The sequence below is a fragment of the Saccharothrix sp. ALI-22-I genome, assembly GCF_001984175.1.
Classification (GTDB): Bacteria; Actinomycetota; Actinomycetes; order Mycobacteriales; family Pseudonocardiaceae; genus Actinosynnema.
Map to the genome: position 1 here is coordinate 131,259 of NZ_MTQP01000066.1, position 23,647 is coordinate 154,905.

Genomic DNA, 23,647 nt, shown 5'->3' on the forward strand with positions numbered 1-23,647 from the left:
CTCCGCAGTGAGGTGGCCGGCCGCCCGGCGACCCGTTCGACGGTGTCGAACACGTCCGCCACCTCCGGCAGCGAGCCCTCCCCCGTCCGCTCGAGCTGACCCGGCAGACCGGCAGCCCGCGACCGGACGTGCTGGCCGACCAGATCTGGCTCATCATCGAGGGCATGTACGCGAGCGCGGCGCACCCCGGCGGCGAACGGGCCGGCGAGGTCGCAGTCGACCTCGTCGCGAGCCTGACCGGGCACGACAGCGGCGGCTCCGGGTCGGCAGGCAGCCCGAGCGACTCGTAGAGCGACCTTTTGCCGGGCCGTGTCGATCCGGCTGCTCGCCGTTCGTCTGACTGGTGAAGACAACGAGCAAGGAGCACCAGATGCGACTCACCGTGACGACGTTCCTCACCCTCGACGGCGTGGTGCAGGGCCCCGGCGGTCCCGACGAGGACCGCGACGGCGGGTTCGACTCGGGCGGCTGGATGGCGCCGTTCGTGGACGACGACCTGCACTCGATCATCGGCGAACGGTTCGGCCGGGCCGACGCGTTCCTGCTGGGCCGCCGCACCTACGACATCTTCGCCGCGCACTGGCCGCGCGTGGACGACCCGGACGACCCGATCTCGACCAACCTCAACTCCCGGCCCAAGTACGTTGCCTCGACCACGCTGACCGACCCCGGGTGGGCGGGCACGACCGTGCTCACCGACGTGGTCGGGCAGGTGGCGGAGCTGAAGCAGCGGCCGGGCCGTGAGCTGCAAGTGCACGGCAGCGGCGAGCTGCTCCAGACGTTGATCGCGCACGGCCTGGTGGACGAGTACCAGCTGTGGGTGGTCCCGGTGGTGCTGGGCTCGGGCAAGCGGCTGTTCCGGGAGGGCACGCCGCCCACCGGGATGCGACTGGTGGACAGCCGCACGACCGGCAGCGGCGCGTCCGTGCTGACGTGCGAGCCGACCGGCAAACCCGAGTACGGCTACCTCGGGCTCGACGACTAGCGGTCGGTTCGGGAAGAAGAGCGGGTCGGTTCGAGGACGGCCGGCGGGTCAGGACGGCCGGCGGGTCAGTTCGAGTTCGACCACCACGTGGCCTCGGTGACGACCGAGAAGCCGAGCGATTCGTACAGCGGCCGGCCCGGCTTCGCGGCCGTGAGGGTCATCGGCACCGGGAACTCGTTGATCATCGCGTGCATCAACGCTCGGGCGACGCCGCGGGAACGGTATCCGGGCAGGGTGGTCACCCAGTGCACGCCGACCGCGTCGTCCGCCTCGACGGTCAGGCACGCCCCGGCCGCCGAGTCCTCCCACCACACCAGGTGCATCCGGAAGCCGTCCCGGTCCAGCAGCCCCACCGGCAACGCGTTGCCGGTGGGGAAGCCGGGCATGGGGAAGCCGTCGATGACGACCTGCTCGGCGACGGCCCACTCGGCCGGCGTGCGGACGGGCGTGATCTCCAGGGCGGGCGGCGGCACGGGCTCGTGCGGCCGGATCATGACCGGCAGCTGCCGTGAGGTGAGCCCGAGCGCCGCACCGTCGATCGTGCCGAACGAGTCCTCGACCACCACCCGCGCCCCGGCCCGCTTGACCAGCAGCTCCAGCTCGGCGAACTCGTCCGGGTCGGGGTCCGGGCGCACCGCGAGCACCCGCAGCAGGGTCGGCCCGCTCATCGCGAGGAACGCGCCGCGGGTGATCAGGTCGTGCCCGCGGGTGCGGGCGAGTGCGGTCGTCAGGGCGGCGGCGTTGCGCACCGCGAGGTGCAGCGAGGCGGACATGGACCGAACCCTATGCGGCATCCGGACCAGTGATCAGCTCCATTCCCGCCTCACCCGCGTGGGCTGCTCACCGACCGGCGAGCAGCTGGTCGAACGGCACGAAATCCTCGATCGAAGCGGAGGCCGGGGTGGGGGTCGGGGCGGCCCGGCCGACGAGCAGGTCGGCCAGTTCGCCGGCGGCCCGGTCGATGCGGCCGGGCAGGCCTTCCGCGCCCCAGTCGGACGACGCGGCGTACACGCCGGTCGGCACGACGATGGTCCGCAGGTAGGCGAACAACGGGCGCAACGCGTGGTCGAGCACCAGCGAGTGGCGCTCGGTGCCGCCGGTCGCGCCGATCAGCACCGGTTTGCCCGCCAACGACCCCGGCTCCAGCACGTCCACGAACGACTTGAACAGGCCGCTGTAGGAGGCGTTGAACGTCGGCGTCACCGCGATCACCGCGTCCGCGCCGGTCACCGACTCCACCACCTCGCGCAGCCGTGCGCTGGGGAACCCGGTGACGAGGTTGTCCGCGATGTCGCGCGCCACGTCCCGCAGGTGCACCGAGCGCACCTCCAGGTCGGGCGCCTGCCGCCGTGCCACCTCGTTCTGGGTGGCCTCCGCCAGCCGGGTCGCCAACAGCTGGGTCGACGAGGGCGAGCCGAGGCCGGCGTGCACGACCGCCAGAGTCGTGATCGGACCGGCAGCCATCGGACCGGCAGTCATCGGACGACGGCCTTCAGCATCGACGCGTGGGTGGGCGCGTCCGGCACGTCCGCGGGCCGGCCGACCGCGAACTCGCGGCGCAGCGTCGGCACGATCTCGCCGAGGAGGTCCAACTGCTCCAGCACCGTCTTCAACGGCAGGCCGGCGTGGTCCATCAGGAACAGCTGCCGCTGGTAGTCGCCGAAGTGGTCGCGGAAGGTCAGCGTCTTGTCGATGACCTCCTGCGGGCTGCCGACGGTCAGCGGGGTCTGCGAGGTGAACTCCTCCAGCGACGGGCCGTGCCCGTACACCGGGGCGTTGTCGAAGTACGGCCGGAACTCCCGCACCGCGTCCTGCGAGTTGCGGCGCATGAAGACCTGGCCGCCGAGGCCGACGATCGCCTGGTGCGCGGCGCCGTGCCCGTAGTGCTCGTAGCGCTCGCGGTAGAAGGTGATCAGCCGCTGGAAGTGCTCCTTGGGCCAGAAGATGTGGTTGGCGAAGAAGCCGTCACCGTAGTAGGCGGCCTGCTCGGCGATCTGCGGGCTGCGGATCGAGCCGTGCCAGACGAACGGCGGCACGTCGTCGAGCGGGCGCGGGGTCGAGGTGAACGACTGCAGCGGCGTGCGGTGCTTGCCCTGCCAGTCCACCACGTCCTCCCGCCACAGCTTGTGCAGCAGGGCGTAGTTCTCGATCGCGAGGTCGATGCCGTCGCGGATGTCCTTGCCGAACCACGGGTACACCGGACCGGTGTTGCCGCGGCCCATGATCAGGTCCACCCGGCCGTCGGCCAGGTGCTGGAGCATGGCGTAGTCCTCGGCGATCTTCACCGGGTCGTTGGTGGTGATCAGCGTGGTGGCGGTGGACAGGATCAACTTCTCGGTGCGCGCCGCGACGTAGCCGAGCATCGTGGTCGGCGACGACGGCACGAACGGCGGGTTGTGGTGCTCGCCGGTCGCGAACACGTCCAGGCCGATCTCCTCGGCCTTCAGCGCTATCGCGACCATCGACTTGATGCGCTCGGCCTCGGTCGGTGTCCGGCCCGTGGTGGGGTCGGGCGTCACGTCGCCGACGGTGAAGACACCGAACTGCATGGCCACTCCTCGATCCAGGTAGTTGCACTTTCAACTATCTGGCACAACGGTACCGCGTGATCGGGTATTCCGGTGTTGTCCGGTGGCGCGGACCACGCCAAGGTGTGTCACGGGTCACCTATGGGGAGGCACGGTGCACGAGTCGATAGCCCCGGTTACCCGCGTTGCCCCGGTTCGCCACCCATGAGGTCGGGATCGTCGTCGCGGTGCAGGTGGTCGTACGCGGACTGGGGGCGCCGCCGGACACCTCGACCGGGCCGGTGATCGTGGTGGGTGGGCACAGCCCCGTGTTCACCGGCTGTCGCGTGGCCGCGCGGCACGAGTCGGTCGTGGAGAACGAGGAGGACGGCACCGAGATCGCGGTGTGCGACCCGGTGGCGTGGTCGCAGGTGTGGCCGCGGTTGCGCCGGTTCTACAGCTAGCGGGTCCGGCGGGCGACGACCACGGCCGTGTCATCCCTCCGCCACCGCACCTCGACGTTGTCGAAACCCGCCGCGCGCAGGGCTTCGACGTGCCAGGACGCGGGCGGGTAGAAGTCGGCGGATTTGCCGTCCACCCGGTCGCGCGCGGCCTCGGCCAACGCCGGGTGCGCGAGAGCCTTCGCCCACCATTCGTGCCAGCCGGGCATGCCGTCGTTGCTCTCGGGCGCGCGTTCTGCGTCGACGGGCATCCGGTCGGCGTTGGCGAACACGCCACCGGGCGCGAGCACCGCGTGGATCTCCCCGTACAGCGCCCGCAGCCGGTCCGGAGCGAAGCAGTGCAACGCGGTGCCGGCCACCACGGCGTCGAACTCCAGACCGGCGCCCCACCCCGGCGCACTGAGATCGGCCGCCACCACCGCCACCCGGTCACCGAGCGCGGCACGGGCAATCACCAGCAGCACCGGGTCGACGTCGAGGAGCGTCACCTCGGCGTTCGGCAGCCGCGACGCGATCGCCCCGGTTCCGCCCGCGAGGTCGAGCGCCCTGCGCCCGAGGGCGGCGTCCGCCAGCACGGCGAACGCCTCGTCCCGGTGCGGCAGGAACGGTCCCTGCCGCACATCCCAACTCCGCCGCAGCTCCTCGGCGTCCGCACGACTCAGCAGTGTGGTCACACCGCCGAGCTTACCGAAAACGATTGTCAGTCACGCTCGATGCGGTGACCCACCACGTCCGGACCGGGGTGGGCGTGACCGGAACCGTCGCGGCGCTCGTCCGGTGCGGGCAACTCCACCGGAGAACCGTTCGCCGCCGCACCGGCCGGTCGCGGGCCCACCCAGGCCAACGCCAACGCCGTCTCACCCTTGAGGAACCGGTGCGCGCGCACACCACCCGTCGCCCGCCCCTTCGCCGGGTACACGGAGAACGGCGTCACCTTCACGCTCTGACCGGTCGAGGTGACCACCATCGGCTCGCCGTGCACGTCATCGTCCGTGCGGACCGCGCCGAAGAACACCACGTGCGAATCCGAGCCGACGTTGATACCGGCCATACCGCCACCCCTGAGGCCCTGCGGACGGACCAACGACGCGGGGTAGCGCAACAGCGAGGCCTCGGACGTCACGAACACCAGCGTCTCGTCGGCGCCGGCCAGCCAGGTCGCGCCGACCACCTCGTCACCCTCCTTGAGGGTGATCACCTCGAACTCGTCCGACCGCACCGGCCACTCCGGTGAACACACCTTCACCGTGCCCGACCTCGTGCCCAACGCCAGCCCCGGCGACTCCGTGTCCGTCAACGGCGCGATGCCCACGACCTTCTCACCGGCCTCCAGGTCGACCAGCTCACTGGCCGCCATGCCACCGCTCAACGACACCGTGCCGCTCTGCTCCGGCAACACCGGCAACGGCAGCACATCGGTCTTGAACGCCCGCCCCCGGTTCGTCACCAGCAGCACCTGCCCGCGCGCCGTGGTGTGGACCGTGGCCGCCACGGCGTCGTGCTTCGTCCGGCCGTTGCGCCGACGTGCCTCCGACGACTCCTCCGACTCGGCAGCCGTCCGCGCCACCAGACCCGTCGCGGACAGGACCACCTGACACGGGTCGTCGGCGACCTCCAGCGGACCGGCCGGCTTCGACGCCGCCAGCACCTCCTTCAGGTCACCGTCGAGCAGCATCGTGCGGCGCTCCTGCTGGAGGTCCTTGGCCACCTTCCCCAACTCCGTGGACACGACCTTCTTCAACACCGCCGGGTCGTCCAGGATCTTGCTCAGCTCGGCGATCTCACCGCGCAGCTTCTCCTGCTCCGCCTCCAACTCCAACGAGTCGTAACGGGTCAGCCGGCGCAACGGCGTGTCCAGGATGTAGGTCGCCTGGATCTCGGAGAGCTTGAACGACTTCATCAGGCCCTCCTTCGCGGCGGCCGCGTTCTCGCTGCCCCGGATGAGCTTGATGACCTTGTCGATGTCCAGCAGCGCCCTGAGCAGGCCCTCGACCAGGTGCAGCCGGTCCTCGCGCTTGCGCCGCCGGTACCTCGTGCGCCGGGTGACCACCTCGTACCGGTGCTTGAGGAACACCTCCAGCAGCGCCTTCAACCCCAGCGTCCGCGGCTGACCCTCCACCAGCACCAGGTTGTTGATGCCGAACGACTGCTCCATCGGCGTGAGCCGGTAGAGATCGGCCAGCAACGCCTGCGGGTTCACGCCGACCTTGCACTCGATCACCACGCGGGTGCCGTTCTCGCGGTCGGTCAGGTCCTTCACGTCGGAGATGCCGGACAGCCGCTTCGACTTGGTCACCTCGTCGGTGATCTTCTCGATGATCTTCTCCGGCCCGACGCCGTACGGCAGCTCGGTGACCGTGATCGCCTGCCGCCCCCGACTGCCCTCCAGCAACCCGGTCTCGACCTTGGCCCGCATCCGCACCACACCGCGCCCGGTCTCGTACGCCTTGCGCACCTCGTCCAACCCGAGCAGCACCCCACCGGTCGGCAGGTCCGGGCCGGGGATGAACTCCATCAACTTGTCCAGCGTCGCGTCCGGATGCGTCACCAGGTGCCGCGCCGCCGCCACGACCTCGCCCAGGTTGTGCGGAATCATGTTCGTCGCCATCCCGACCGCGATCCCCGACGTGCCGTTGACCAGCAGGTTCGGGAACGCGGCCGGCAACACCGACGGCTCTTGCAACGACCCGTCGTAGTTGGGCCGGAAGTCGACGGTGTCCTCGTCCAACTCACCGACCAGCAACATCGCGGCGGGCGACATCCGAGCCTCGGTATAACGCGAGGCAGCCGGTCCGTCGTCCGGGCTTCCGAAGTTGCCGTGTCCGTCGACCAGCGGGGTGTTGAGGGAGAAGTCCTGGGCCAGGCGGACCATCGCGTCGTAGATCGCGGTGTCGCCGTGGGGGTGGTACTTGCCCATGCAGTTGTGCACGACGAAGCCGCTCACGACGAATGCGTGCTCTTCGCTGGCGACCTGGATGTCGTACGTGGTGTCGGGCGTGGCCGGTTCGACGGAGATGACGTGCGGGAACGGCTGGTCGGTGGCGTGCTTGGCGTTGCGGATCGCCTGGACCAGGCCGTCCTGGCGGGGGCCGACGCCGGTCCAGCGCAGTAGCGCCACGGCCAGTGCGGCGGCGTCGCGGCCGGTGATGGTGAGGGTGGTGGCGTCGCGGTGGGCGCGGATGCCGGCGTCGGCGAGCAGGGCGTACTCGGGTTCGCCGCCGGGGATCACGATCTCGCGGCCGTCGCGGACGGAGCCGGAGGCGGTGAACAGGCCCGCGAGGAACGGCGTCCAGGCAGAGCGGTCGCGCAGCACGGCGTCCAGGCGGCCGGACACGGCGGCGTCCAGGTCGGGGTGGTGGGCGAAGGTGAGGGTGTGGCGGTCGTGGTCGTTCGCCTGGATCTTGTCGCGGGAGGCGGTCAGGTCGTTGGAGATGGCCCAGCCGTGTGCGATGTCGATCGGGTCGACGTCGGCCAGTTCCAGCCGCACCCGGCCGTCGGGGAGCACGTCGCCGGCCGCGGCCACGAGGCCGAGCACGAAACCGGTCGCGTCGCCGTCGGTGAGCAGGTTCGCGTGCCGTTCGCCGGCGAAGCCGACCGTGTGTGCGCCGACGAGGTCGCGTGCGTCGGTCCAGACGTCGGCGTCGGTGGAGTCGAGGGTGCGGAACCGCTGGCCGGGGGTGACGAGCATCGAGTGGCCGTCCGACCAGGTGACGCGGACGAGCTCGGACACCGGGTTCTCGTAGACGGCGTTGACCGCGACGGGCTCGCCCCGGCCGTCCAGGACGTGGTCGCCGATCTCGATCTGCTCGATCGGCCGCAGGCCCTCGGGCGTGGAGACGAGCGCGCCGCGTACGAAGCAGTCGCCGACCACGCGCGAGGACTTCACGTATGCGCTGGTCGGGCGGTAGCCCTGCTCGTTCATCGAGAACAGGATGCGGCGGTGCACCGGCTTGAGACCGTCCCGCGCGTCGGGCAGGGCGCGGGAGTGGATCACCGAGTAGGCGTACTCCAGGTACGAGTCCTCGATCTCGGTGGTGAGCGAGTTGTCGAAGACCTGGGCGCCCGCGCGGTCGAAGGCGGACGGGTCGACCCTGGTGATGGGGGTCTTGCGGCGTGCCATGGTCGGTCGTTCCCTCGTATCAGGCGGTGGCAGGCGGGTCAGATGTCGATCGCGGACTGGTCGACCCGGGCGGACGACTCGACGAGCCACGCCCGGCGCGGCTCGACCTTCTCGCCCATCAGCAGTTCCAGCGCGGCTTCCGCGGCTTCCGCGTCGTGCATGGTGATGCGGCGCACGGAGCGGGTGGCGGGGTTCATCGTGGTCTCCCACAGCTCGTCCGCGTCCATCTCGCCGAGGCCCTTGAACCGGGGCACCGGTTTGATCACCGTCTTGCCCGCTTTCTCCAGCTTGGCGACCTTCTGCTCCATCTCGCGCTGGCTGAAGGTGAAGTGGGTCTCCGCGTTGCGGCCCTTGGTGACGACCTTGTGCAACGGCGGCATGGCGGCGTAGAGCCGGCCGTCCTCGATCACCGGCCGCATGTACTTGGCGAACAGGGTGATCAGCAGGGTCCGGATGTGCGACCCGTCCACGTCCGCGTCGGCCATCAGGATGACCCGGCCGTAGCGCATGGTGGTGAGGTCGAACGTCCGCCCGGTGCCCGCGCCGAGGACCTGCACGATGCTGGCGATCTCGGCGTTGCGCAGCGTGTCGGCGAGGCTGGCCTTCTGCACGTTGAGGATCTTGCCGCGCAACGGGAGCAGCGCCTGGTACTCGGACACGCGGGCCATGCGCGCCGAGCCGAGCGCGCTGTCGCCTTCCACGAGAAAAAGTTCGCTTCGCGAAACACCTGTGGTGCGGCAGTCGACCAGTTTGGCGGGCATTGCGGCGCCCTCTAGGGCGGTCTTGCGGCGGGCGGCGTCCTTTTGTTGTTTCTGGGTGAGGCGGACGCGGGCGGCGTCGACGACCTTTTGCAGGACGATCTTGGCTTCGGACTTGGTGCGGCGGTCCTCGGTCCAGGCCTTGATGTGCTTGTCGACGATGAGCGACGCGACCTTGGTGATGCCGGCGGTCGACAGTTCGTCCTTGGTCTGCGAGGTGAACTGCGGTTCGGGGATGCGGACGTGGACGATGGCGGTCATGCCTTCGAGCACGTCGTCGAGGGTCGGCGGGTCTTCCTTGGGCTTGAGCAGGCCCCTGGTCTTGCCGATCGCGTCCTGGACGGCCTTGAGGACGGCGCGTTCGAAGCCCTTGCGGTGGGTGCCGCCGTGGACGTTGCGGATGGTGTTGGTGAAGCACTCGACGGTGCGTTCGTAGCCGGTGCCCCAGCGCAGCGCGATCTCGACTTCGGCCTGGCGTTCGACCTTGGACCGCATGACGCCGTTCTCGTCGGCCGCGTTCTCGTGGTAGATGCCGGTGCCGGTGATGAGCAGGGTGCCGGAGACGGGCTTGTCGCTGGCGGGCGCCAGGTAGTCGACCATGTCGACCAGGCCGCCGGGGTAGTGGAACGCCTCCTCGCCGATCGCGCTGTCGGTGGCGACGCGCAGGACGTAGGTCACGCCGGGGACGAGGAAGGCGGTGTTGCGCAGCTTGGTGCGGACCGCCTCGACGTCGAGCGCGGCGCCGTTCTCGAAGTAGCGGGCGTCGTACCAGTAGCGGATGGACGTGCCGGTGCGCTTGGTGCGGCCGGTGACGCGCAGGCCCGACTGGCGGGTGAAGGCGGCTTTGGGGCCGGGGCCGTCGAACACGCCGGGCACGCCGTGCGCGAACGACATCTCGTGCGTCTTGCCCTCGCGGCGGACGACGACGTCGAAGCGGTGGGACAGCGCGTTGACAGCAGACGCGCCGACGCCGTGCAGGCCGCCGGAGGTCTTGTAGCCGGAGCCGCCGAACTTGCCGCCGGCGTGCAGCCGGGTGAGCACCAGTTCGACGCCGGAGAGGCCGGACTTGGCGTGGGTGCCGGTGGGGATGCCGCGGCCGTCGTCGTCGACCTGGACGCTGCCGTCGGCGTGCAGGGTGACGACGATCCTGGTGGCGTGGCCGGCCACGCCCTCGTCGGTGGAGTTGTCGACCACCTCGGAGAACAGGTGGTTGATGCCCCTGCTGTCGGTGGACCCGATGTACATGCCGGGGCGCTTGCGAACCGCCTCCAGACCCTCCAGGTGGGTCAGGTCGTCGGCCCCGTACAGGATCTCAGCGGTCACCGGGTCGTTCTCCCCAGGTCGTGGCGTGCGTCGAGCGGTTCACGGTAACCGAGGAGGACGTCGGGCTCGCTACGCACGTCCTCGGCTGCTTCATCCTGCGATCTTGCCATACTCGAACACAAGTTCGAACGCGTGTGCGTCCAGGTACCCGCACCTCGTGTTCCCCATACCCTCGGCTCGCCGGGTCCACGCCTGGCGTTACCGCACGATCCGACTTCGTCACTGTTCGCGCGTCGGCTCGTTGACACATGCGGTTCCCAGTGTGCGGCGACCGCGCACGCGTTGTTAAGGGGTCGTGACGTTTTGCACTCGCGCTGGTCGGGTGCGGTGGGCGACCGTTTGTGGTCCACAGTGGACGAGGGCGGTGGAACGCGGCCACCCCTACCCTGGCGCCGTCCGCGTAGAGTGCGGGCGGTCCCGCACTGTAGTGCCTGGAGGTGATCGGGCGCCTTGATGTTCCGACGTGCCGCACCGAAGGAGCGTGCCCCGCTGGTGGAGCCCGTGGTCGAGCGAGAGCCCATGCCCTCACCCCCACCGCCCGCGCCCGCATCCGCGCCCGCCCAGTTCTCCGCGTCGTTCGCGGGCGCGACGCTGGTGATCGGGCCGCCCGGAGGGGCGACCCCGGCTGCGGTCGCGCTGGGACGGAGCCTGCCGGTCGACAGAGGCCGCACGGTGGTGGTGATCGACCCGCCCAACGGCGACGAGAACGGGTTCTGGCCGGCCGTGGCCGCCGCGTTGCACGGCAGAGGGCCGGTCCGGTTGATGACCTCGCACTCCGGCTCGATGCGCCCGACCGCTCCGGCGCAGTGGCTCACCGAGCAGTTGCAGGCCGAGGTGGTGGCGCCGGACGGTGCCGTGACCACGGTGCCGGGCGCGGCGTTCGTCGCGGGCAACGGCGGGTACGGCTGCTGGCTGCGGTTCCTGCCGGGCGCCTCGCCGGTGCCGATGGGCCGGAGGTTCCCGGTGCCGAACTGGGAGGCCGTCGATCCGAACACGCCGTGGCCGACCGGTGAGGTCGGCATCTCCGAACCCATCCCGGCGGGCCTGTGGCTGCGGGCCCAGCGCGCCCAGTTCGACCCCCAGGCGCCGGACGCGCGGGCGGTCATAGGGCTGCCGTGCCGGGACAACGTGCTGACCGTCGTGATCGGCGGTCCCGGTCAGCCGCCGATCCCGACCGAAGAGGTGTGCCGACTGCTGGGCGGCCTGCCGTCCGCGGCACGGTCGCGGGTGCGGCTGGTCTGGTACGGCGGCGAGCACCAGGCGCAGGCGGTGGCCGACCAGCTCGGCGAGCCGATCTCGCTCTACACGGGCCTGCCGGTGGCGTCGCTGCGCAACGGCGCGGCCGTGGTGGCGGTGAACCCGCGCGGTCAGCAGACGTGGCGGCCGTACGTGACCGAGGTGCGGTACGCGCCGGCGGGCGTGCCGGTCGTCTCGGGCTACCGGGTGCCGGTGCCGGGTCTGGTGGAGCGCGGCGCGGGCATCTTCGACCTGGGCGGCGGCGTGGTGCTGGAGGTCGTGCCGTCCGGGCTGTGGGTGCGTGACGCGGAGGACAACGGCCCCGAGGTGCGGTCCCTGCCGGTCGACCCGGAGTGGGCGCGCCTGACCGTCGGCACGCCCGGCCGCACGACGGCGGGCGCGGTCGCGGTGGCGGGCGCGTCGCTGGTCGAACGGCTGGAGCCGGAGGTCCGGCGGCTGCTGAAGGTCGTGTTCTGCGACCCGTCCCCGATGCCCCGGCCGCCGGTGGCGGAGGAGGAGCCGCCGCCGCTGGTGGTGGCGGACGAGCCGGTGCCGCTCAGCGTCGACGGGCCGCTGTCGGACTCCCCCGCGCCGGTGTGGGGTGAGCAGGTCGGCGAGGAGATCGTCCCGCCCGACCACCGCAGCACCGAGCAGGAACGTGACGCGCTGCGCCGGATGCTCGGCGAGCGCTACGGGGAGCACGCGGCGGTGGCGTGCCGGCACATAGTGGAACGCCCGGACGACCCGGAGGCGTTCGAAGCGGTGGTGACGGACCTCGCGGCGGTGTCGGCGTGTCTCCAGCACGACGAGGAGATCCTGGTCGAGGCGCTGCGCACCGGGAAGCTGGGTCGGCTGTGGCCGTACGCGGCTTCGGTGGTGTCGGGCCTGCGCCGGCTGCCGTCGCACCAGGGCGTGACGGTGTGCTGGGGCGAGGCGCGCCGGTACCGCACGGGTGACGTGCTGGTGGAGCACGGCCTGCTCAACACGGTGGCCGGGCCGACCATGCCGGTCGACGGGCGGGTCGAGTTCCTGATGTGGTCGGTGACCGGTCGTCGGGTGTCGGTGGTCGACTCGTTCGGCAGCGTGATCCAGGAGCGGGTGGTGTTCCCGCCCGGCACGGCGTTCAAGGTGCTCGCGGTGGTGGAGGCGGAGGAGTCCGCGCCGATGCAGGTCATGGTGCAGGAGGTCGTGGGACGCCACCACGAGCTGCCACAGGGCGTGCTGGGCAGCCTGGAACGGGCCGCAGTCGCCCTGCGCAACCACGCCCGCGCCACCGCCTGACCGGGGGTCAGTAGCCGACGGCCCGGTCCGCGAACTGCGGGGCGGGCGTGCCCGCCGAGGTCGGGTAGGAGATCCGGTCGACGACGCCGTCGGAGGTGTAGCGCTGGTCCGGTGCGGCGGCCAACTGGTCCAGCCACACCGTCGAGCCGTAACGGGCCTCCTCACCGGTCGCGTCCTGCGACCGGATGCGCGGCGTGCTCAGCGGGTCGAACTCCGCCGAGTACGGTGACGGTGCCGCGCCCGCGCCGACCATCAGCACGCACACGTAGTCGTACGACACGCCGTCGGAGGCTCCCCGCTGGGCGAGCGGGGCGTTGGCCGGCACCGCGCCGAACGGCAGCGCGAGGCTCGACACCCGGTAGTCCGGCACGGCCCGCTGGATCTCCCGCTGCCCCGACGCGATCGCCTCCTGCACCCGCTGATCGGATGCCAGGCCGAGGTTGGTGTGCTCCAGCGTGTGGTTGCCGATCTCGAACCCGTGATCGCGCAGCCACCGCAACGCCGCGCCGTCCGCCGAACCGAACGGCGCCGCGTTGACGTAGAGGCTCGCCACCGGCCGGAAGCCGGGGTGCCGCGCGGCCACGTCGAGCAGGATCGCGATCGCGGTGCCGGGCGCGGGCTGCCCGTCGGGGCCGAGCGCGAACTGCGTCGCGTCGCCGTCGTCGAAGGTCAGCACGACGGGGTGCGCGCCGGCCGGGATGTCGATGCGGCCGGTCGCGTACTCGGTTGTCGTCACCGGCACGTACCCCTCGTTCGCCAGCCGTTCGAGTTCGGCCCGGAACGCCGTCGGTGTCCGGTCGTAGACCGACGTCGGCTGATCTACCAGCCGGTGGTACATCAGGATCGGGACCTGCCCCAGTTCGTTGGCGCGGACCGCCGCCGGGTCGGGTTGCCCAGAAGAAGCAGGCGCGGAGGGAGCAAGTGCGGCGGAAGCGGGTGCGGCGGAGGAAGGCGGCGGCATGGCCGCGGCCTGTTCGGGCGATTCGGTCGTGGGCTGGGCGGCGCATCCGCAGCACAGGGCCACGACGAGCGCCACGACAGCCGCGATCAGCCTGGACGATATGGAATTCACCCTCGGATGGTTGCGCGTGAATGCCCGCGGAAACAGGAGTACACCCCTTCGGATGACCTTCGGTTTGGTGGCGGGCAACAGGGTTAGTTCGGTGGTAGCGCTTCGGTGGTAGCGCTGGTGTCACACCCCAGATCGGAGTCGCCGGATGTCGGATTCAGCCCCGAAGGACTCAGCTCGCAAGAGGAAGCGCGTACTGATACCGGCCGTCGGTGTCGTGGTGCTGCTGCTGATCGCGGGGGTCGTGACGACGATCGTGCACAGTCGTGGCGTCGGTCTCGCCGTCGACGACCTGACCGACGGACTATCTATCACTCCTTCGGGTGTCGAGCGCGTGTCCATCACCACCACGGACCCCGGTGAGCTGCACCGTGTCACGGTGCACGTGGACGGACAACCGGTAGAGGCGCAACGCGCCGACGGTCGCATGACGTTGACCGGGGTGAAACTCGGCGAGGGTGAACACACTCTCACCGTGCGGGCGGACAACCCGCTGCCGTGGCTGCCCGACGCGGAGGTGGAACGCCGGTTCACCGTGGACGCGACGCCGCCCGAGCTGAGGGTGGACGTGGCCGAGGCCAAGTCGCCGCGCGGTCCGGTGACCGTGCGGGGCAGCGTCGACGGCGCGGACTCGGTGCTGATCGGCGATCAGCGGGTACCGGTCCGGGACGGCCGGTTCGAGGCGTCGCTGGCGTCGGTGCCCATGCTGATCAGGGTCGGGGCGAACGACGCCGCGGGCAACGCGCAACACCACGACGTCGCGGTCAAGGTCACCCATCCCGGGATGCGCGGGGTGCACATGAGCGCCGCCGCGTGGGCCACGGCGTCGTTGCGCGACCCGGTGCTGGCGATGGCGCGCGAGGGCCGGATCGACACCGTGCAGCTGGACATCAAGGACGAGAGCGGCGAGATCGGCTACGACTCGCAGGTGCCGTTGGCCAGGCAGATCGGCGCGAACCGCAACCACTACGACGCCCGCGCCGTGCTCGACGAGCTGCACGGGCTGGGGCTGCGGGTGGTCGGCCGGCTGGTGGCGTTCCGCGACCCGGTGCTGGGCAAGGCGTCGTGGGAGTCGGGCGCGCGCGACCGGGTGGCGCAGAACGCGTCCGGCGCGCCCTGGTCGGCGCACTACGGCCAGTACGCGTTCACCAACTTCGCCAACCCCGAGGTCCGCGACTACAACATCGCGATCGCCAAAGAAGCCGCGTCGCTCGGCTTCGACGACATCCTCTACGACTACGTGCGCCGGCCGGACGGCCCGATCGGGCAGATGGCGTTCCCCGGCCTGACCACGTCCGCCGAGCAGTCCATAGTGGACTTCCTGCGGGACAACCGGGCCGCCGTCCGCCCGCTCGGCGCGTACTTGGGCGCGTCGGTGTTCGGCATCGCCGCGCACAGCCCGCTGGACGTCGCGCAGGACATCCCGGCCATGTCGGCGCACGTCGACTACGTCGCGCCGATGGTCTACCCGTCGCACTGGGGTCCCGGCGAGTACGGCGTGGACAACCCGAACGCCCGGCCGTACGAGATCGTGCGGGCCTCGGTCGCGGACTTCGTCCGGCTGACCGAGGGCACCGGCGCGGCGGTCATCCCGTGGCTCCAGGCGTTCTCGCTGGGCCACGCCTACGGACCGCGTGAGGTGCAGGCGCAGGTGGTGGCCACGGCCGACGCGGGAGCCCCGTCGTTCCTGCTGTGGAACGCGGCCTGCGCCTACGGCTCGGCCGGTCTGGAGCCCGCATGAAGCCGGTTTCCCTGGTGCCCTACCTGACGGGGGTGTGCCTGGCCGCGATGACCGTGGTGGCGTTGGACTCCGCGATCGCGCACCCCGTCACCGTGGTGTGGCCGTCCGCCGGTGTGGTGCCCGCCGCGCCGACACCCACTCAGAGCGCGCCGCCGATCGACACGTTCCGATCCAGCGCGGACCTGCCGGTCGGCCCGCCGTTCCCGCAGTACGGCGCGGGAACGTGGCGGGTCGTCCCAGCGTCGGCGGGTGGCACCACCGGCATCACCTACACCGTCGAGGTCGAGGACGGGGTGGTGCTGCCGCACGGCGACGACTCGTTCGCCGCCGTGGTGGACCACGCGTTGCGGCACCCGCGCGGGTGGGTCGGGCGGTACGCGTTCCGCCGGGTCGGCGGTGATGTGGAACCGGAGCTGCGGATCAGGCTGACGTCCCAGGAGACCGCGCGGACGCTGTGCGGCTTCGAACTGCCCTACGACACGTCGTGCCGGATGGGGCCGGTCGTCCACCTCAGCACGGCGCGCTGGTTCCGCGGCGCGCACACCTACGGCGGCGACCTGGGCGGTTACCGGACCTACGCGGTCAACCACGAGGTCGGGCACTTCCTCGGCTTCGGCCACGAGGTGTGCCCCGAGGACGGTGCTCCGGCGCCGGTGATGATGCAGCAGACGTTGAGCGTCGACAACGACGGGCTGGCGTCGATCATCAGTGGCAGCGATCAGGGCGTCGTGGTCACGCCGGACGGCAAGTCGTGCACACCGAACCCGTGGCCGTGACGCGATCACCGCGGTCGGCGAACCGCTCGGCGGGCCGGCGAAGCACGCCGAATTGTCAGACCCCGTCGGTAGAATGAAAAACAGGGGTCCCCCTGGCGAGGACCTCTGCGCAAGCGTTCGTACAGCGGACCGGCCGAGCACCACGTGAACGGCCGGGTGAACATCATGTGAGCGGCCGGGTGAACGCCACCGTCGCGCGGAACACGCTGCCGCGCGACGGTGGCCCGCAGGTCACCCAGCAGCAGCAATCCGCTGCTGGGCTACCAGGTCGCGGTACCAGTGGAAGCTGGCCCGGGGTGTGCGGACCAGCGTGTCGTAGTCCACGTGGACCAGGCCGAACCGGTGCTTGTAGCCGTGCGCCCACTCGAAGTTGTCCAGGAACGACCAGACGAAGTAGCCGCGCAGGTCCACGCCCGCGGTCATCGCGTCACGCGCCGCCGCGAGGTGGCTGCGCAGGTAGTCGATGCGCTCCTGGTCCACGAACCCGGGGTTGTCCGGGTACACGCACCCGTTCTCCGTCACGTACACCGGGGGCAGGTCCGGGTACCGGTCCTTCAGCCCCACCAACGTCTCGGTCAGGCCACCCGGCTCGACCGGCCAGTTCATCGCGGTGCGCGGGACGTCCGGCAGCCGCGTCGTGTCGATGCCGATGTCGATGGACGTGCGGGTGGCCGGGTCCGGGTCGCGGTGCGGCGCGTCGGCCACGTGCTGGCGGTAGTAGTAGTTGATGCCCACGTAGTCCAGCGGCGTGGAGATCAGCTCCAGATCGCCGTCCTGCCGGAACGACAGGTCGGTGACGCCCGCGAACGTCTCCGCGTAGTCGTCCGGGTAGCGGCCGGCGAACAGCGGCTCGGTGAACTGGCGGCGCAGCAACAGATCATGCCTGCGCGCCGCGGCGACGTCCGCCTCCGACGAGGTGACCGGCGTCGACGGCGACTGGTTGAGCACGATGCCGAACTGGTGGCCGGACGTGCCGCGCATGGCCTGCACCGCGAGTCCGTGCGCCACCATCAGGTGGTGCGCGGCGGCGAGGGAGCCGTGGCCCTCCCGCGCGCCGGGTGCGTGTCTGCCCTCGCCGTAGCCGACGATCGAGGACACGTACGGCTCGTTGAACGTCGTCCACTTCGACACCCGGTCGCCCAGCGCGTCGTGCACGACCACGGCGTACTCGGCGAACCTCGAAGCGGTGTCACGGGACCGCCAGCCGCCCAGTTCCTCCAACGCCTGCGGCAGGTCCCAGTGGTACAAGGTCAGGAACGGCTCGATATCCCGTTCCAGCAACCCGTCCACCAACCTGCGGTAGAAGTCGAGGCCGCGCTGTTCGACCCGGCCCGCGCCGGTCGGCAGGACACGCGACCAGGACACCGAGAACCGGTACGCGTCCACGCCGAGCTCGCCGAGCAGCGCCACGTCCTGCGGCATCCGGTGGTAGTGGTCGCACGCCACGGCCCCGGTGTCGCCGCCCGCGATCGCACCCGGCACCGCGCCGAACGCGTCCCAGATCGACGGTCCTCTCCCGTCGGCGTCCACGGCCCCTTCGATCTGGTAGGCCGAAGTGGCGACGCCCCAGCGGAATCCTTGGGGGAAGTCGGTCATCTGAAACTCCAATGGGGGCTATTCGGCGTACACGCCGGTCGATCCTCGCGAGGACGACACTCGACTGGCGTTCACGTACAAGCTGTTAATGTGTGAACAGTGGGGAGGACCTTGGTGAAGCGGGCGTTCAAGTACCGCTTCTATCCGAGCGAGTCGCAGGAGCAAGAGCTGCTGCGAACGTTCGGCTGCGTCCGCCTCGTCTACAACAAGGCGTTGGAAGCCCGGACGGTCGGCTGGTACGAGCAACAGCGGCGGGTGAGCTACGTGGAGACCTCCGCACTGCTCACCGGGTGGAAGAAGGCCGACGACCTCGCTTTTCTGAACGAGGTATCGAGCGTGCCGTTGCAGCAGTGCCTGCGCCACCTGCAAGGTGCGTTCGTGTCGTTCTGGGAGAAGCGCGCGCAGTATCCCAAGTTCAAGTCCCGTAAGCGCGGCAGGGCGTCGGCGGAGTACACCCGCTCGGCGTTCCGCTGGCGTGACGGCCGGCTCACCCTGGCGAAGATGGCCGAGCCACTGGACATCCGCTGGCCCCGCCCCCTCCCAGAGGGGACCGAGCCGTCGACGGTCACCGTCTCCCGGGACGCGGCGGGCCGCTGGCACGTGTCGATCCTGGTCGAGACCACGATCGAGCACCTGCCGCCGACCACGGCCGAGGTCGGCGTGGACGCCGGGCTGACCGCGCTCGTCACTCTCTCCACCGGAGAGAAGATCACGAACCCCCGCCACGGGAAGCGCGACCACGCCCGACTTGCCCGCGCCCAGAAGACGTTGTCCCGCAAACAGAAAGGGTCGAGCAACCGCGCCAAGGCCCGGCTGAGGGTCGCCCGTGTCCACGCGAGGATCGCCGACCGGCGTCGGGATCTGCTGCACAAGCTGTCCACTCGGCTCGTCCGTGAGAACCAAACGGTCGTGATCGAGGATCTGAACGTGCGCGGCATGATGAGGAACCGAATGCTGGCCCGCGCCATCGGCGACGCATCCTGGGCGCAGTTGCGGTCGATGCTGGACTACAAAACCCGCTGGTACGGGCGTGAACTGATCGTGGTCGATCGCTGGTACCCGAGCACGAAGACGTGCTCGCGGTGCGGGTACCTGCTCGACCGACTGCCGTTGGACGTCCGAGAGTGGACGTGCCCCGAATGCGACACCACACATGATCGCGACGTGAACGCCGCGACGAACATCCTGGCCGCCGGGCGGGCGGTCACAGCCTGCGGAGCCGGAGTAAGACCAGCCCGGCAATAGTCGGCAAGGCATCTGGCGCAACCCTCCCCTCGTGGGCGGAAGAAACAGGAACTGCCGGGCGCGAGCCTGGTGGCAAATCCCGGCCTTCGGGCCGGGGGTGGACGTCAAGCAAGGAGCTCTGAAACGCACGCACGCGCGCGCTCAACCCTTGAGCGCGCCTTGCATGATCCCACCGACGATCTGGCGGCCGAACAGGAGGAAGACCGCGAGCACCGGCACGGTGCCGATCGTCGCCGCGGTGAGCACGAGGGTGTAGTCGGTGGTGTAGCCGCTGGCCAAGGTGTTCAGCGCGTACTGCACGGTGGGGTTCTCGGGGGTCAGCACGACCAGCGGCCAGAAGAAGTCGTTCCACGCCTGCATGAACGTGAACAGGCCGAGCACGGCGGCGGCCGGGCGGGCGGCGGGCAGGACCACGTGCCAGTACAGGCGCAGGGAGCTGCACCCGTCCATCCGGCCGGCTTCCAGCAGCTCGTCGGGCACGGCGCGTTCGAAGTACTGGCGCATGAAGAACACGCCGAACGCGGTGACCAGGCCGGGCACGATCACCGCGTGGATCTCGCTCGCCCAGCCGAGGTCGCTCATCATCATGTACAGCGGGATGACGCCGAGCTCGGTGGGCACGGCCTGGGTGGCGACGACGAGCAGCATGAGCGCCGACCGGCCGCGGAACCTCAGCTTGGCGAAGGCGAAGCCCGCCAGGGTGGAGAAGAACACCACCGACACGGTGATGGTCCCCGACACGATCAGCGAGTTCATCATCGCCAGCGCGAAGTCCGTCTGGTCGAACACCCGCGAGATGTTGGCGAACAGGTTGCCACCCGGCACCAGCACGGGCGGCACGCTGGTCACCTTGTCCGGTGTCTGCGAGGACACGACGAGCGACCAGTACACCGGGAACGCGGACCCGGCGAGCACCGCGATCAGCGCCGCGTAGGTCCACGGTCCGGGCAGCCGCAACGTCCGCCGCCGCTTGGGCGGTGGTGAGGCGACCGGAGCCGGCCGTTCGAGCACGCTGGTCATTTTGTCCAGCCCTTTCAGTCGGTCCGGATGCGGCGGGCGGCCAGGTAGCTCAGCCCGGTGATGAGGACCGTCGCGATGACCAGCAGCCAGGCGATGGCCGACGCGTAGCCGAAGTCGAACTTCTTGAAGCCGTGCTCGTAGAGGTAGAGCGCGGCGGTCTGGAACTGCCGGTCCGAGCCGCCGGTCTCGGCGCCCGCGCCCGGGTTGAACAGCAGCGGCTCGGCCAGCAGCCGCATGTTGCCCGCGGTGGCGATCACGGTGGAGAAGATGATCTGCGGGCGCAGCATCGGGACGGTGATCCGCCAGAACTGCTGCCAGCCGTTCGCGCCGTCCAGCCGGGCCGCCTCGTACACGCTGGTCGGGATGGCCTGCATGGACGCCAGGAAGATCAACGCGTGGTAGCCGGTCCAGCGCCACACCACCATCGCGGCGATGGCGGTGTGCGAGCTGGCAGTGCCTGCCTGCCAGTCGATCCGGCCCGCACCGAACAGCTCCAGCGCCCAGTTGATCAGGCCGAAGTCCCGGCCGAACAGCTGCGCGAAGACGATCGTCACGGCCGCCACCGACGTGATGTTCGGCAGCAGCACGCCCATCCGGAAGAACGTCCGGCCGCGCAGCCGCCGGTTGAGCAGCTGCGCGATGCCGAGCGCGAACAGGATCTGCGGGACGGTGGTGAGCAGCCACAGGCTCAGCGTGTTGCCCATCGCGTTCCAGAAGTACGGGTCCGCGGTGAGCAGTTCGACGTAGTTGTCGAGACCGATGAACGTGGCCGCGTCGCCGTCGAGCAGGTTGCGGTCCTGCATCGACACCCACGCGGTGTAGAGCAGGGGGAACAGGCCGAACACCGAGAACAGCAGGAAGTACGGCGCGATGTAGGCGTACGGCGCGTACCGGATGTCCCACCGGTGGCGGCGTTCGCGCCAGTCCGTCTTCATCTCGTCACGTCGCGGACGAACTGCGTCCACGACTCGTCCGGGCTCTGCTTGCCCTGTTCGACGCGCTGCATGGCGTTGCCGATCTCGGTCTGCACGTCACCGGCCTTCGGCCCCTGGTACTGCGGCTTGAAGGCGCGGGCCGCGTCGGTGAACACCCGGCCGACGGGGGCGTTGTTGAAGAACGCGTCCTGCTTGGTGGCCACGGACTGCTCGCTGTAGAGCGAGGGCGTGGACGGCAGCAGGCCGGCGTTGGCGAAGACCTTGCCCTGCTGCTCGGGCGCGGTGAGCCAGGTGGCCAGCTCGACGGCCTTGTCCACGTTCTTGCCCTGCTTGGGCACGGTCAGGTAGGAGCCGCCCCAGTTGCCGCCGCCGCCGGGCACGGCCGCGAGGTCCCACTTGCCGGCGGTGTCCGGCGCCTGGTCCTTGATCTTGGCCATCATCCAGGCGGGACAGGCGAGGGTGGCGAACTGGCCCTGCTTGAAGCCGGTGTTCCACTGCGGGGTGCTGTGCAGCAGGCCGGCGGACAGACCATCGGCCACGCCCTGCGCGACGAGGTCCCAGCCCTTCCTGATGTCGGCGTTGTCGCCGACGACGATCTTGTCGGACTTGTCGTAGTAGCCGGTGGGCGCCTGGCCGACGATCGCGTTGAGCACGGTCGGGCCGCCGTCGAAGAACTTGGCGCCGGCCGGGGCCTTGGCCGCGAACTCCTTGCCGGTGGCCATGAACTGCTCCCACGTCGGCCACAGCGCGGAGACCTGGTCGCGGTCGCTCGGCAGGCCGGCGGCCTCGAACAGGTCGCGCCGGTAGCAGATGGCCAGGCCGCCGATGTCGGTGCCGTAGCCGATCTGCTTGCCGTCCTTGGACAGCGAGGCTTCCCACTTCCAGTCCAGCCAGCGGTCCTTGATATCGGACTTGAGCTCGGTGAACTGGTTGGGGTTGGCCTTGAACTGGTTGATGTAGCCGACGTCGACGGCCTCGATGTCGGCGGCGCCGTTGTTCGTGGCCAGGTGCGCGGCGAGGTTCTTGTGGTGGTCGGAGTAGGAGGCGGTGCGGTCGGTGATGTCGATGTCCGGGTGCGCCTTCTCGTACTCCTCGAACAGCTGCTGGTAGCCGAAGTTGCCGAACAGGCCGATCGTGATCCTGGTCTTGCCGTCACTCGCGCCGCTGCTGCAACCGGCCAGTAAGCTCGCGGCCAGCAGGCCGACGCCGACCATGGTCCCGGTTCGTCTCATTTCGCGGCTCCATTTCCGTTCCGTTTTCGGGCACGCCGGATACGCGTAGGGTCGATCCGGGGTTTCCGGCGAATTCGGTCGGGCTGACGGCCCGGCCGGTGTGGTTTACATGACAGCCGTGGCCCGCGACACCGTCAAGTAACGAAGCGATAACCTGACTGTTCCCGGGGTTTCACGTTTCCGCAGGTGGTAGGGTTTCCACCCTGGTCAGAGCACCCTCCCGGCAGGCCTGTAAGCGGTTACAAAGAAAGGGCTGGAGATGACCACGATCCGTGAGATCGCCCAGCTGTGCGGCGTGTCCGTGGCGACCGTTTCACGCGTTTTCAACCAGCCGCTAACCGTCAGCAAGGAAAAGCGCGAAGTGGTGGAGCGTGTGGCCCGCGAGCTGGACTACCGGCCCAACGAGTCGGCGCGCGCGTTGGCCACCAAGCGGTCCGGGCTGATCGGGTTGGTGTGGGACACCGACCACCGCCGGCCGGGCTGGCGGCACCCGTACCTCCAGGAGCTGCTGATCGGGTTGAAGTCGGCGCTGAGCGCGCACGGGTACCACCTGCTGATGCTCGCCACGAGCGGTTCGGCGGCGCTGCGGGCGGTCGGGGCGTCGCTGGCCGACCCGGTGGCGTACGTGAACATGACCCGGCGGCACCACCTGGGCGGGCTGGTGCTCATCGACAGCGGGCGGGACGCCTCGGCGTTCGCCGCGTTCGCCCAGTCCGGGCTGCCGTGCGTGGCGGTGGACGTGGACGTCGACGGGCCGCGGGCGACGTACGTGACGTCGGACAACGTCGGCGGCGCGGCACTGGCCGTGCGGCACCTCGTCGGCGCGGGACACCGCCGCATCGCCACCATCACCGGGCCGCGGGCCAACCGCCCCGCCGTCGACCGGATGGACGGCTTCCGCACGGCGATGGCCGAGGCGGGCATGGAGGTGCCACCGGAGTACGTGGTGGAGGGCGATTTCTACCGGCCGAGCGGCCAGGCGGCGATGCGTGCGCTGATCGCCCTGCCGGAGCCGCCGACGGCGGTGTTCTGCGCGAGCGACGAGATGGCCGTCGGCGCACTGCTGGCCGCGCGTCACGCGGGGCTGCGGGTGCCGGGCGAGCTGGCCGTGGTGGGGTTCGACGACATCGAACTGGCCGCGCTGGTCGACCCGCCGTTGACCACGCTGGCACAGGACAAGGCGGGCATCGGGGTGGCCGCGGCGCGGGCCGTGCTGACCATGGTGCACGGCGGCGAGAAACCGGAACCCGCGTTCCTGCCGACCAAGCTGGTCGTGCGCGCCTCCAGCCGCTGAACCCGGCCCCACGGCACGGCTTCGCAAGGGTCCCCGCCCAGGGGAACCCTGATCTTGCTCATGCCAGC

At 70.3% G+C, this 23,647-nt stretch carries 19 protein-coding genes; 8 read left to right on the forward strand and 11 right to left on the reverse strand.

The features are described 5' to 3' along the window. The first annotated feature begins 128 nt into the window (after positions 1-128). On the forward strand, positions 129-290 hold the full coding sequence (locus ALI22I_RS51275) for a hypothetical protein (RefSeq protein WP_179118406.1): 162 nt from the start codon (positions 129-131) through the stop codon (positions 288-290). Positions 291-370: 80 nt separating this feature from the next. Continuing rightward, positions 371-985 carry a dihydrofolate reductase family protein gene (locus ALI22I_RS29200; RefSeq protein ID WP_077009279.1) on the forward strand — a complete coding sequence of 205 codons (615 nt, stop codon included), beginning with the start codon at positions 371-373 and terminating at the stop codon, positions 983-985. A gap of 65 nt (positions 986-1,050) precedes the next feature. Here the strand turns inward: ALI22I_RS29200 and ALI22I_RS29205 are convergent, their stop codons facing one another. The 3 genes from ALI22I_RS29205 to ALI22I_RS29215 form a co-directional block, all read right to left on the reverse strand. Then, positions 1,051-1,758 (reverse strand): GNAT family N-acetyltransferase, encoded by a 708-nt coding sequence (locus ALI22I_RS29205; RefSeq protein ID WP_077008777.1) that lies wholly within the window; start codon positions 1,756-1,758, stop codon positions 1,051-1,053. A gap of 67 nt (positions 1,759-1,825) precedes the next feature. Further along, positions 1,826-2,449: an FMN reductase gene (locus ALI22I_RS29210; RefSeq protein WP_143532495.1), complete on the reverse strand. Its 624-nt coding sequence runs from the start codon at positions 2,447-2,449 to the stop codon at positions 1,826-1,828. An 11-nt stretch (positions 2,450-2,460) separates the two neighbouring features. Then, positions 2,461-3,534 (reverse strand): LLM class flavin-dependent oxidoreductase, encoded by a 1,074-nt coding sequence (locus tag ALI22I_RS29215; protein ID WP_077008779.1) that lies wholly within the window; start codon positions 3,532-3,534, stop codon positions 2,461-2,463. Positions 3,535-3,740: 206 nt separating this feature from the next. On the opposite strand from ALI22I_RS29215, the gene ALI22I_RS29220 reads away from it, so the two are divergent. Further along, positions 3,741-3,956 (forward strand): hypothetical protein, encoded by a 216-nt coding sequence (locus tag ALI22I_RS29220; protein ID WP_143532496.1) that lies wholly within the window; start codon positions 3,741-3,743, stop codon positions 3,954-3,956. On the opposite strand, the gene ALI22I_RS29225 is transcribed toward ALI22I_RS29220, so the two are convergent. From ALI22I_RS29225 to ALI22I_RS29235, 3 genes are read right to left on the reverse strand one after another with little or no spacing between them, the layout of a single operon-like run. Continuing rightward, positions 3,953-4,627, reverse strand: coding sequence for a class I SAM-dependent methyltransferase (locus tag ALI22I_RS29225; protein ID WP_077008781.1), 675 nt, complete (start codon positions 4,625-4,627; stop codon positions 3,953-3,955). The two genes, ALI22I_RS29220 and ALI22I_RS29225, sit on opposite strands and share 4 nt — an antisense overlap. Before the next feature lie 26 nt (positions 4,628-4,653). Further along, positions 4,654-8,073, reverse strand: coding sequence for a DNA topoisomerase (ATP-hydrolyzing) (locus ALI22I_RS29230; RefSeq protein WP_077008782.1), 3,420 nt, complete (start codon positions 8,071-8,073; stop codon positions 4,654-4,656). Positions 8,074-8,111: 38 nt separating this feature from the next. After that, positions 8,112-10,154, reverse strand: coding sequence for a DNA gyrase/topoisomerase IV subunit B (locus ALI22I_RS29235; RefSeq protein WP_077008783.1), 2,043 nt, complete (start codon positions 10,152-10,154; stop codon positions 8,112-8,114). Positions 10,155-10,607: 453 nt separating this feature from the next. Here ALI22I_RS29235 and ALI22I_RS29240 point away from each other — a divergent pair, with 453 nt between their 5' ends. After that, positions 10,608-12,671 (forward strand): hypothetical protein, encoded by a 2,064-nt coding sequence (locus tag ALI22I_RS29240; protein WP_077008784.1) that lies wholly within the window; start codon positions 10,608-10,610, stop codon positions 12,669-12,671. Positions 12,672-12,678: 7 nt separating this feature from the next. Here the strand turns inward: ALI22I_RS29240 and ALI22I_RS29245 are convergent, their stop codons facing one another. Then, a complete protein-coding gene (locus ALI22I_RS29245; RefSeq protein WP_443216982.1) occupies positions 12,679-13,734 on the reverse strand; it encodes a polysaccharide deacetylase family protein in 1,056 nt (351 codons plus the stop codon). Positions 13,735-13,888: 154 nt separating this feature from the next. Here ALI22I_RS29245 and ALI22I_RS29250 point away from each other — a divergent pair, with 154 nt between their 5' ends. Beyond that, positions 13,889-15,481: a putative glycoside hydrolase gene (locus ALI22I_RS29250; RefSeq protein ID WP_077008785.1), complete on the forward strand. Its 1,593-nt coding sequence runs from the start codon at positions 13,889-13,891 to the stop codon at positions 15,479-15,481. Beyond that, on the forward strand, positions 15,478-16,257 hold the full coding sequence (locus tag ALI22I_RS29255) for a DUF3152 domain-containing protein (protein ID WP_143532497.1): 780 nt from the start codon (positions 15,478-15,480) through the stop codon (positions 16,255-16,257). Before ALI22I_RS29250 ends, ALI22I_RS29255 begins: the two co-directional genes overlap by 4 nt. A gap of 231 nt (positions 16,258-16,488) precedes the next feature. On the opposite strand, the gene ALI22I_RS29260 is transcribed toward ALI22I_RS29255, so the two are convergent. Further along, positions 16,489-17,853 (reverse strand): GH1 family beta-glucosidase, encoded by a 1,365-nt coding sequence (locus ALI22I_RS29260; protein WP_077008786.1) that lies wholly within the window; start codon positions 17,851-17,853, stop codon positions 16,489-16,491. A gap of 99 nt (positions 17,854-17,952) precedes the next feature. Here ALI22I_RS29260 and ALI22I_RS29265 point away from each other — a divergent pair, with 99 nt between their 5' ends. Further along, a complete protein-coding gene (locus tag ALI22I_RS29265; RefSeq protein WP_238598627.1) occupies positions 17,953-19,098 on the forward strand; it encodes an RNA-guided endonuclease InsQ/TnpB family protein in 1,146 nt (381 codons plus the stop codon). A gap of 141 nt (positions 19,099-19,239) precedes the next feature. Here the strand turns inward: ALI22I_RS29265 and ALI22I_RS29270 are convergent, their stop codons facing one another. Genes ALI22I_RS29270 through ALI22I_RS29280 form a run of 3 tightly spaced genes read right to left on the reverse strand, consistent with a single transcriptional unit; the run spans position 19,240 to position 22,285 of the window. Continuing rightward, positions 19,240-20,118 (reverse strand): carbohydrate ABC transporter permease, encoded by an 879-nt coding sequence (locus ALI22I_RS29270; RefSeq protein WP_077008787.1) that lies wholly within the window; start codon positions 20,116-20,118, stop codon positions 19,240-19,242. 14 nt (positions 20,119-20,132) lie between these two features. Continuing rightward, the gene (locus ALI22I_RS29275) at positions 20,133-21,053 is read right to left on the reverse strand and encodes a carbohydrate ABC transporter permease (protein WP_077008788.1); all 921 of its coding nucleotides are present in this window, start codon (positions 21,051-21,053) and stop codon (positions 20,133-20,135) included. Continuing rightward, positions 21,050-22,285, reverse strand: coding sequence for an ABC transporter substrate-binding protein (locus ALI22I_RS29280; RefSeq protein ID WP_077008789.1), 1,236 nt, complete (start codon positions 22,283-22,285; stop codon positions 21,050-21,052). The genes ALI22I_RS29275 and ALI22I_RS29280 overlap by 4 nt, the downstream gene beginning before the upstream one ends. Positions 22,286-22,544: 259 nt before the next feature. On the opposite strand from ALI22I_RS29280, the gene ALI22I_RS29285 reads away from it, so the two are divergent. Continuing rightward, a complete protein-coding gene (locus ALI22I_RS29285) occupies positions 22,545-23,579 on the forward strand; it encodes a LacI family DNA-binding transcriptional regulator (protein WP_077008790.1) in 1,035 nt (344 codons plus the stop codon). The last annotated feature ends 68 nt before the right edge of the window (positions 23,580-23,647 follow it).

Bases quoted from the DNA above. Each gene is read 5' to 3' on its own strand.
- ALI22I_RS29200 (WP_077009279.1), top strand. From the start codon at position 371: ATGCGACTCACCGTGACGACGTTCCTCACCCTCGACGGCGTGGTGCAG.
- ALI22I_RS29205 (WP_077008777.1), bottom strand. From the start codon at position 1,758: ATGTCCGCCTCGCTGCACCTCGCGGTGCGCAACGCCGCCGCCCTGACG.
- ALI22I_RS29210 (WP_143532495.1), bottom strand. From the start codon at position 2,449: ATGGCTGCCGGTCCGATCACGACTCTGGCGGTCGTGCACGCCGGCCTC.
- ALI22I_RS29215 (WP_077008779.1), bottom strand. From the start codon at position 3,534: ATGCAGTTCGGTGTCTTCACCGTCGGCGACGTGACGCCCGACCCCACC.
- ALI22I_RS29230 (WP_077008782.1), bottom strand. From the start codon at position 8,073: ATGGCACGCCGCAAGACCCCCATCACCAGGGTCGACCCGTCCGCCTTC.
- ALI22I_RS29240 (WP_077008784.1), top strand. From the start codon at position 10,608: ATGTTCCGACGTGCCGCACCGAAGGAGCGTGCCCCGCTGGTGGAGCCC.
- ALI22I_RS29250 (WP_077008785.1), top strand. From the start codon at position 13,889: ATGTCGGATTCAGCCCCGAAGGACTCAGCTCGCAAGAGGAAGCGCGTA.
- ALI22I_RS29255 (WP_143532497.1), top strand. From the start codon at position 15,478: ATGAAGCCGGTTTCCCTGGTGCCCTACCTGACGGGGGTGTGCCTGGCC.
- ALI22I_RS29260 (WP_077008786.1), bottom strand. From the start codon at position 17,853: ATGACCGACTTCCCCCAAGGATTCCGCTGGGGCGTCGCCACTTCGGCC.
- ALI22I_RS29270 (WP_077008787.1), bottom strand. From the start codon at position 20,118: ATGACCAGCGTGCTCGAACGGCCGGCTCCGGTCGCCTCACCACCGCCC.
- ALI22I_RS29275 (WP_077008788.1), bottom strand. From the start codon at position 21,053: ATGAAGACGGACTGGCGCGAACGCCGCCACCGGTGGGACATCCGGTAC.
- ALI22I_RS29280 (WP_077008789.1), bottom strand. From the start codon at position 22,285: ATGAGACGAACCGGGACCATGGTCGGCGTCGGCCTGCTGGCCGCGAGC.
- ALI22I_RS29285 (WP_077008790.1), top strand. From the start codon at position 22,545: ATGACCACGATCCGTGAGATCGCCCAGCTGTGCGGCGTGTCCGTGGCG.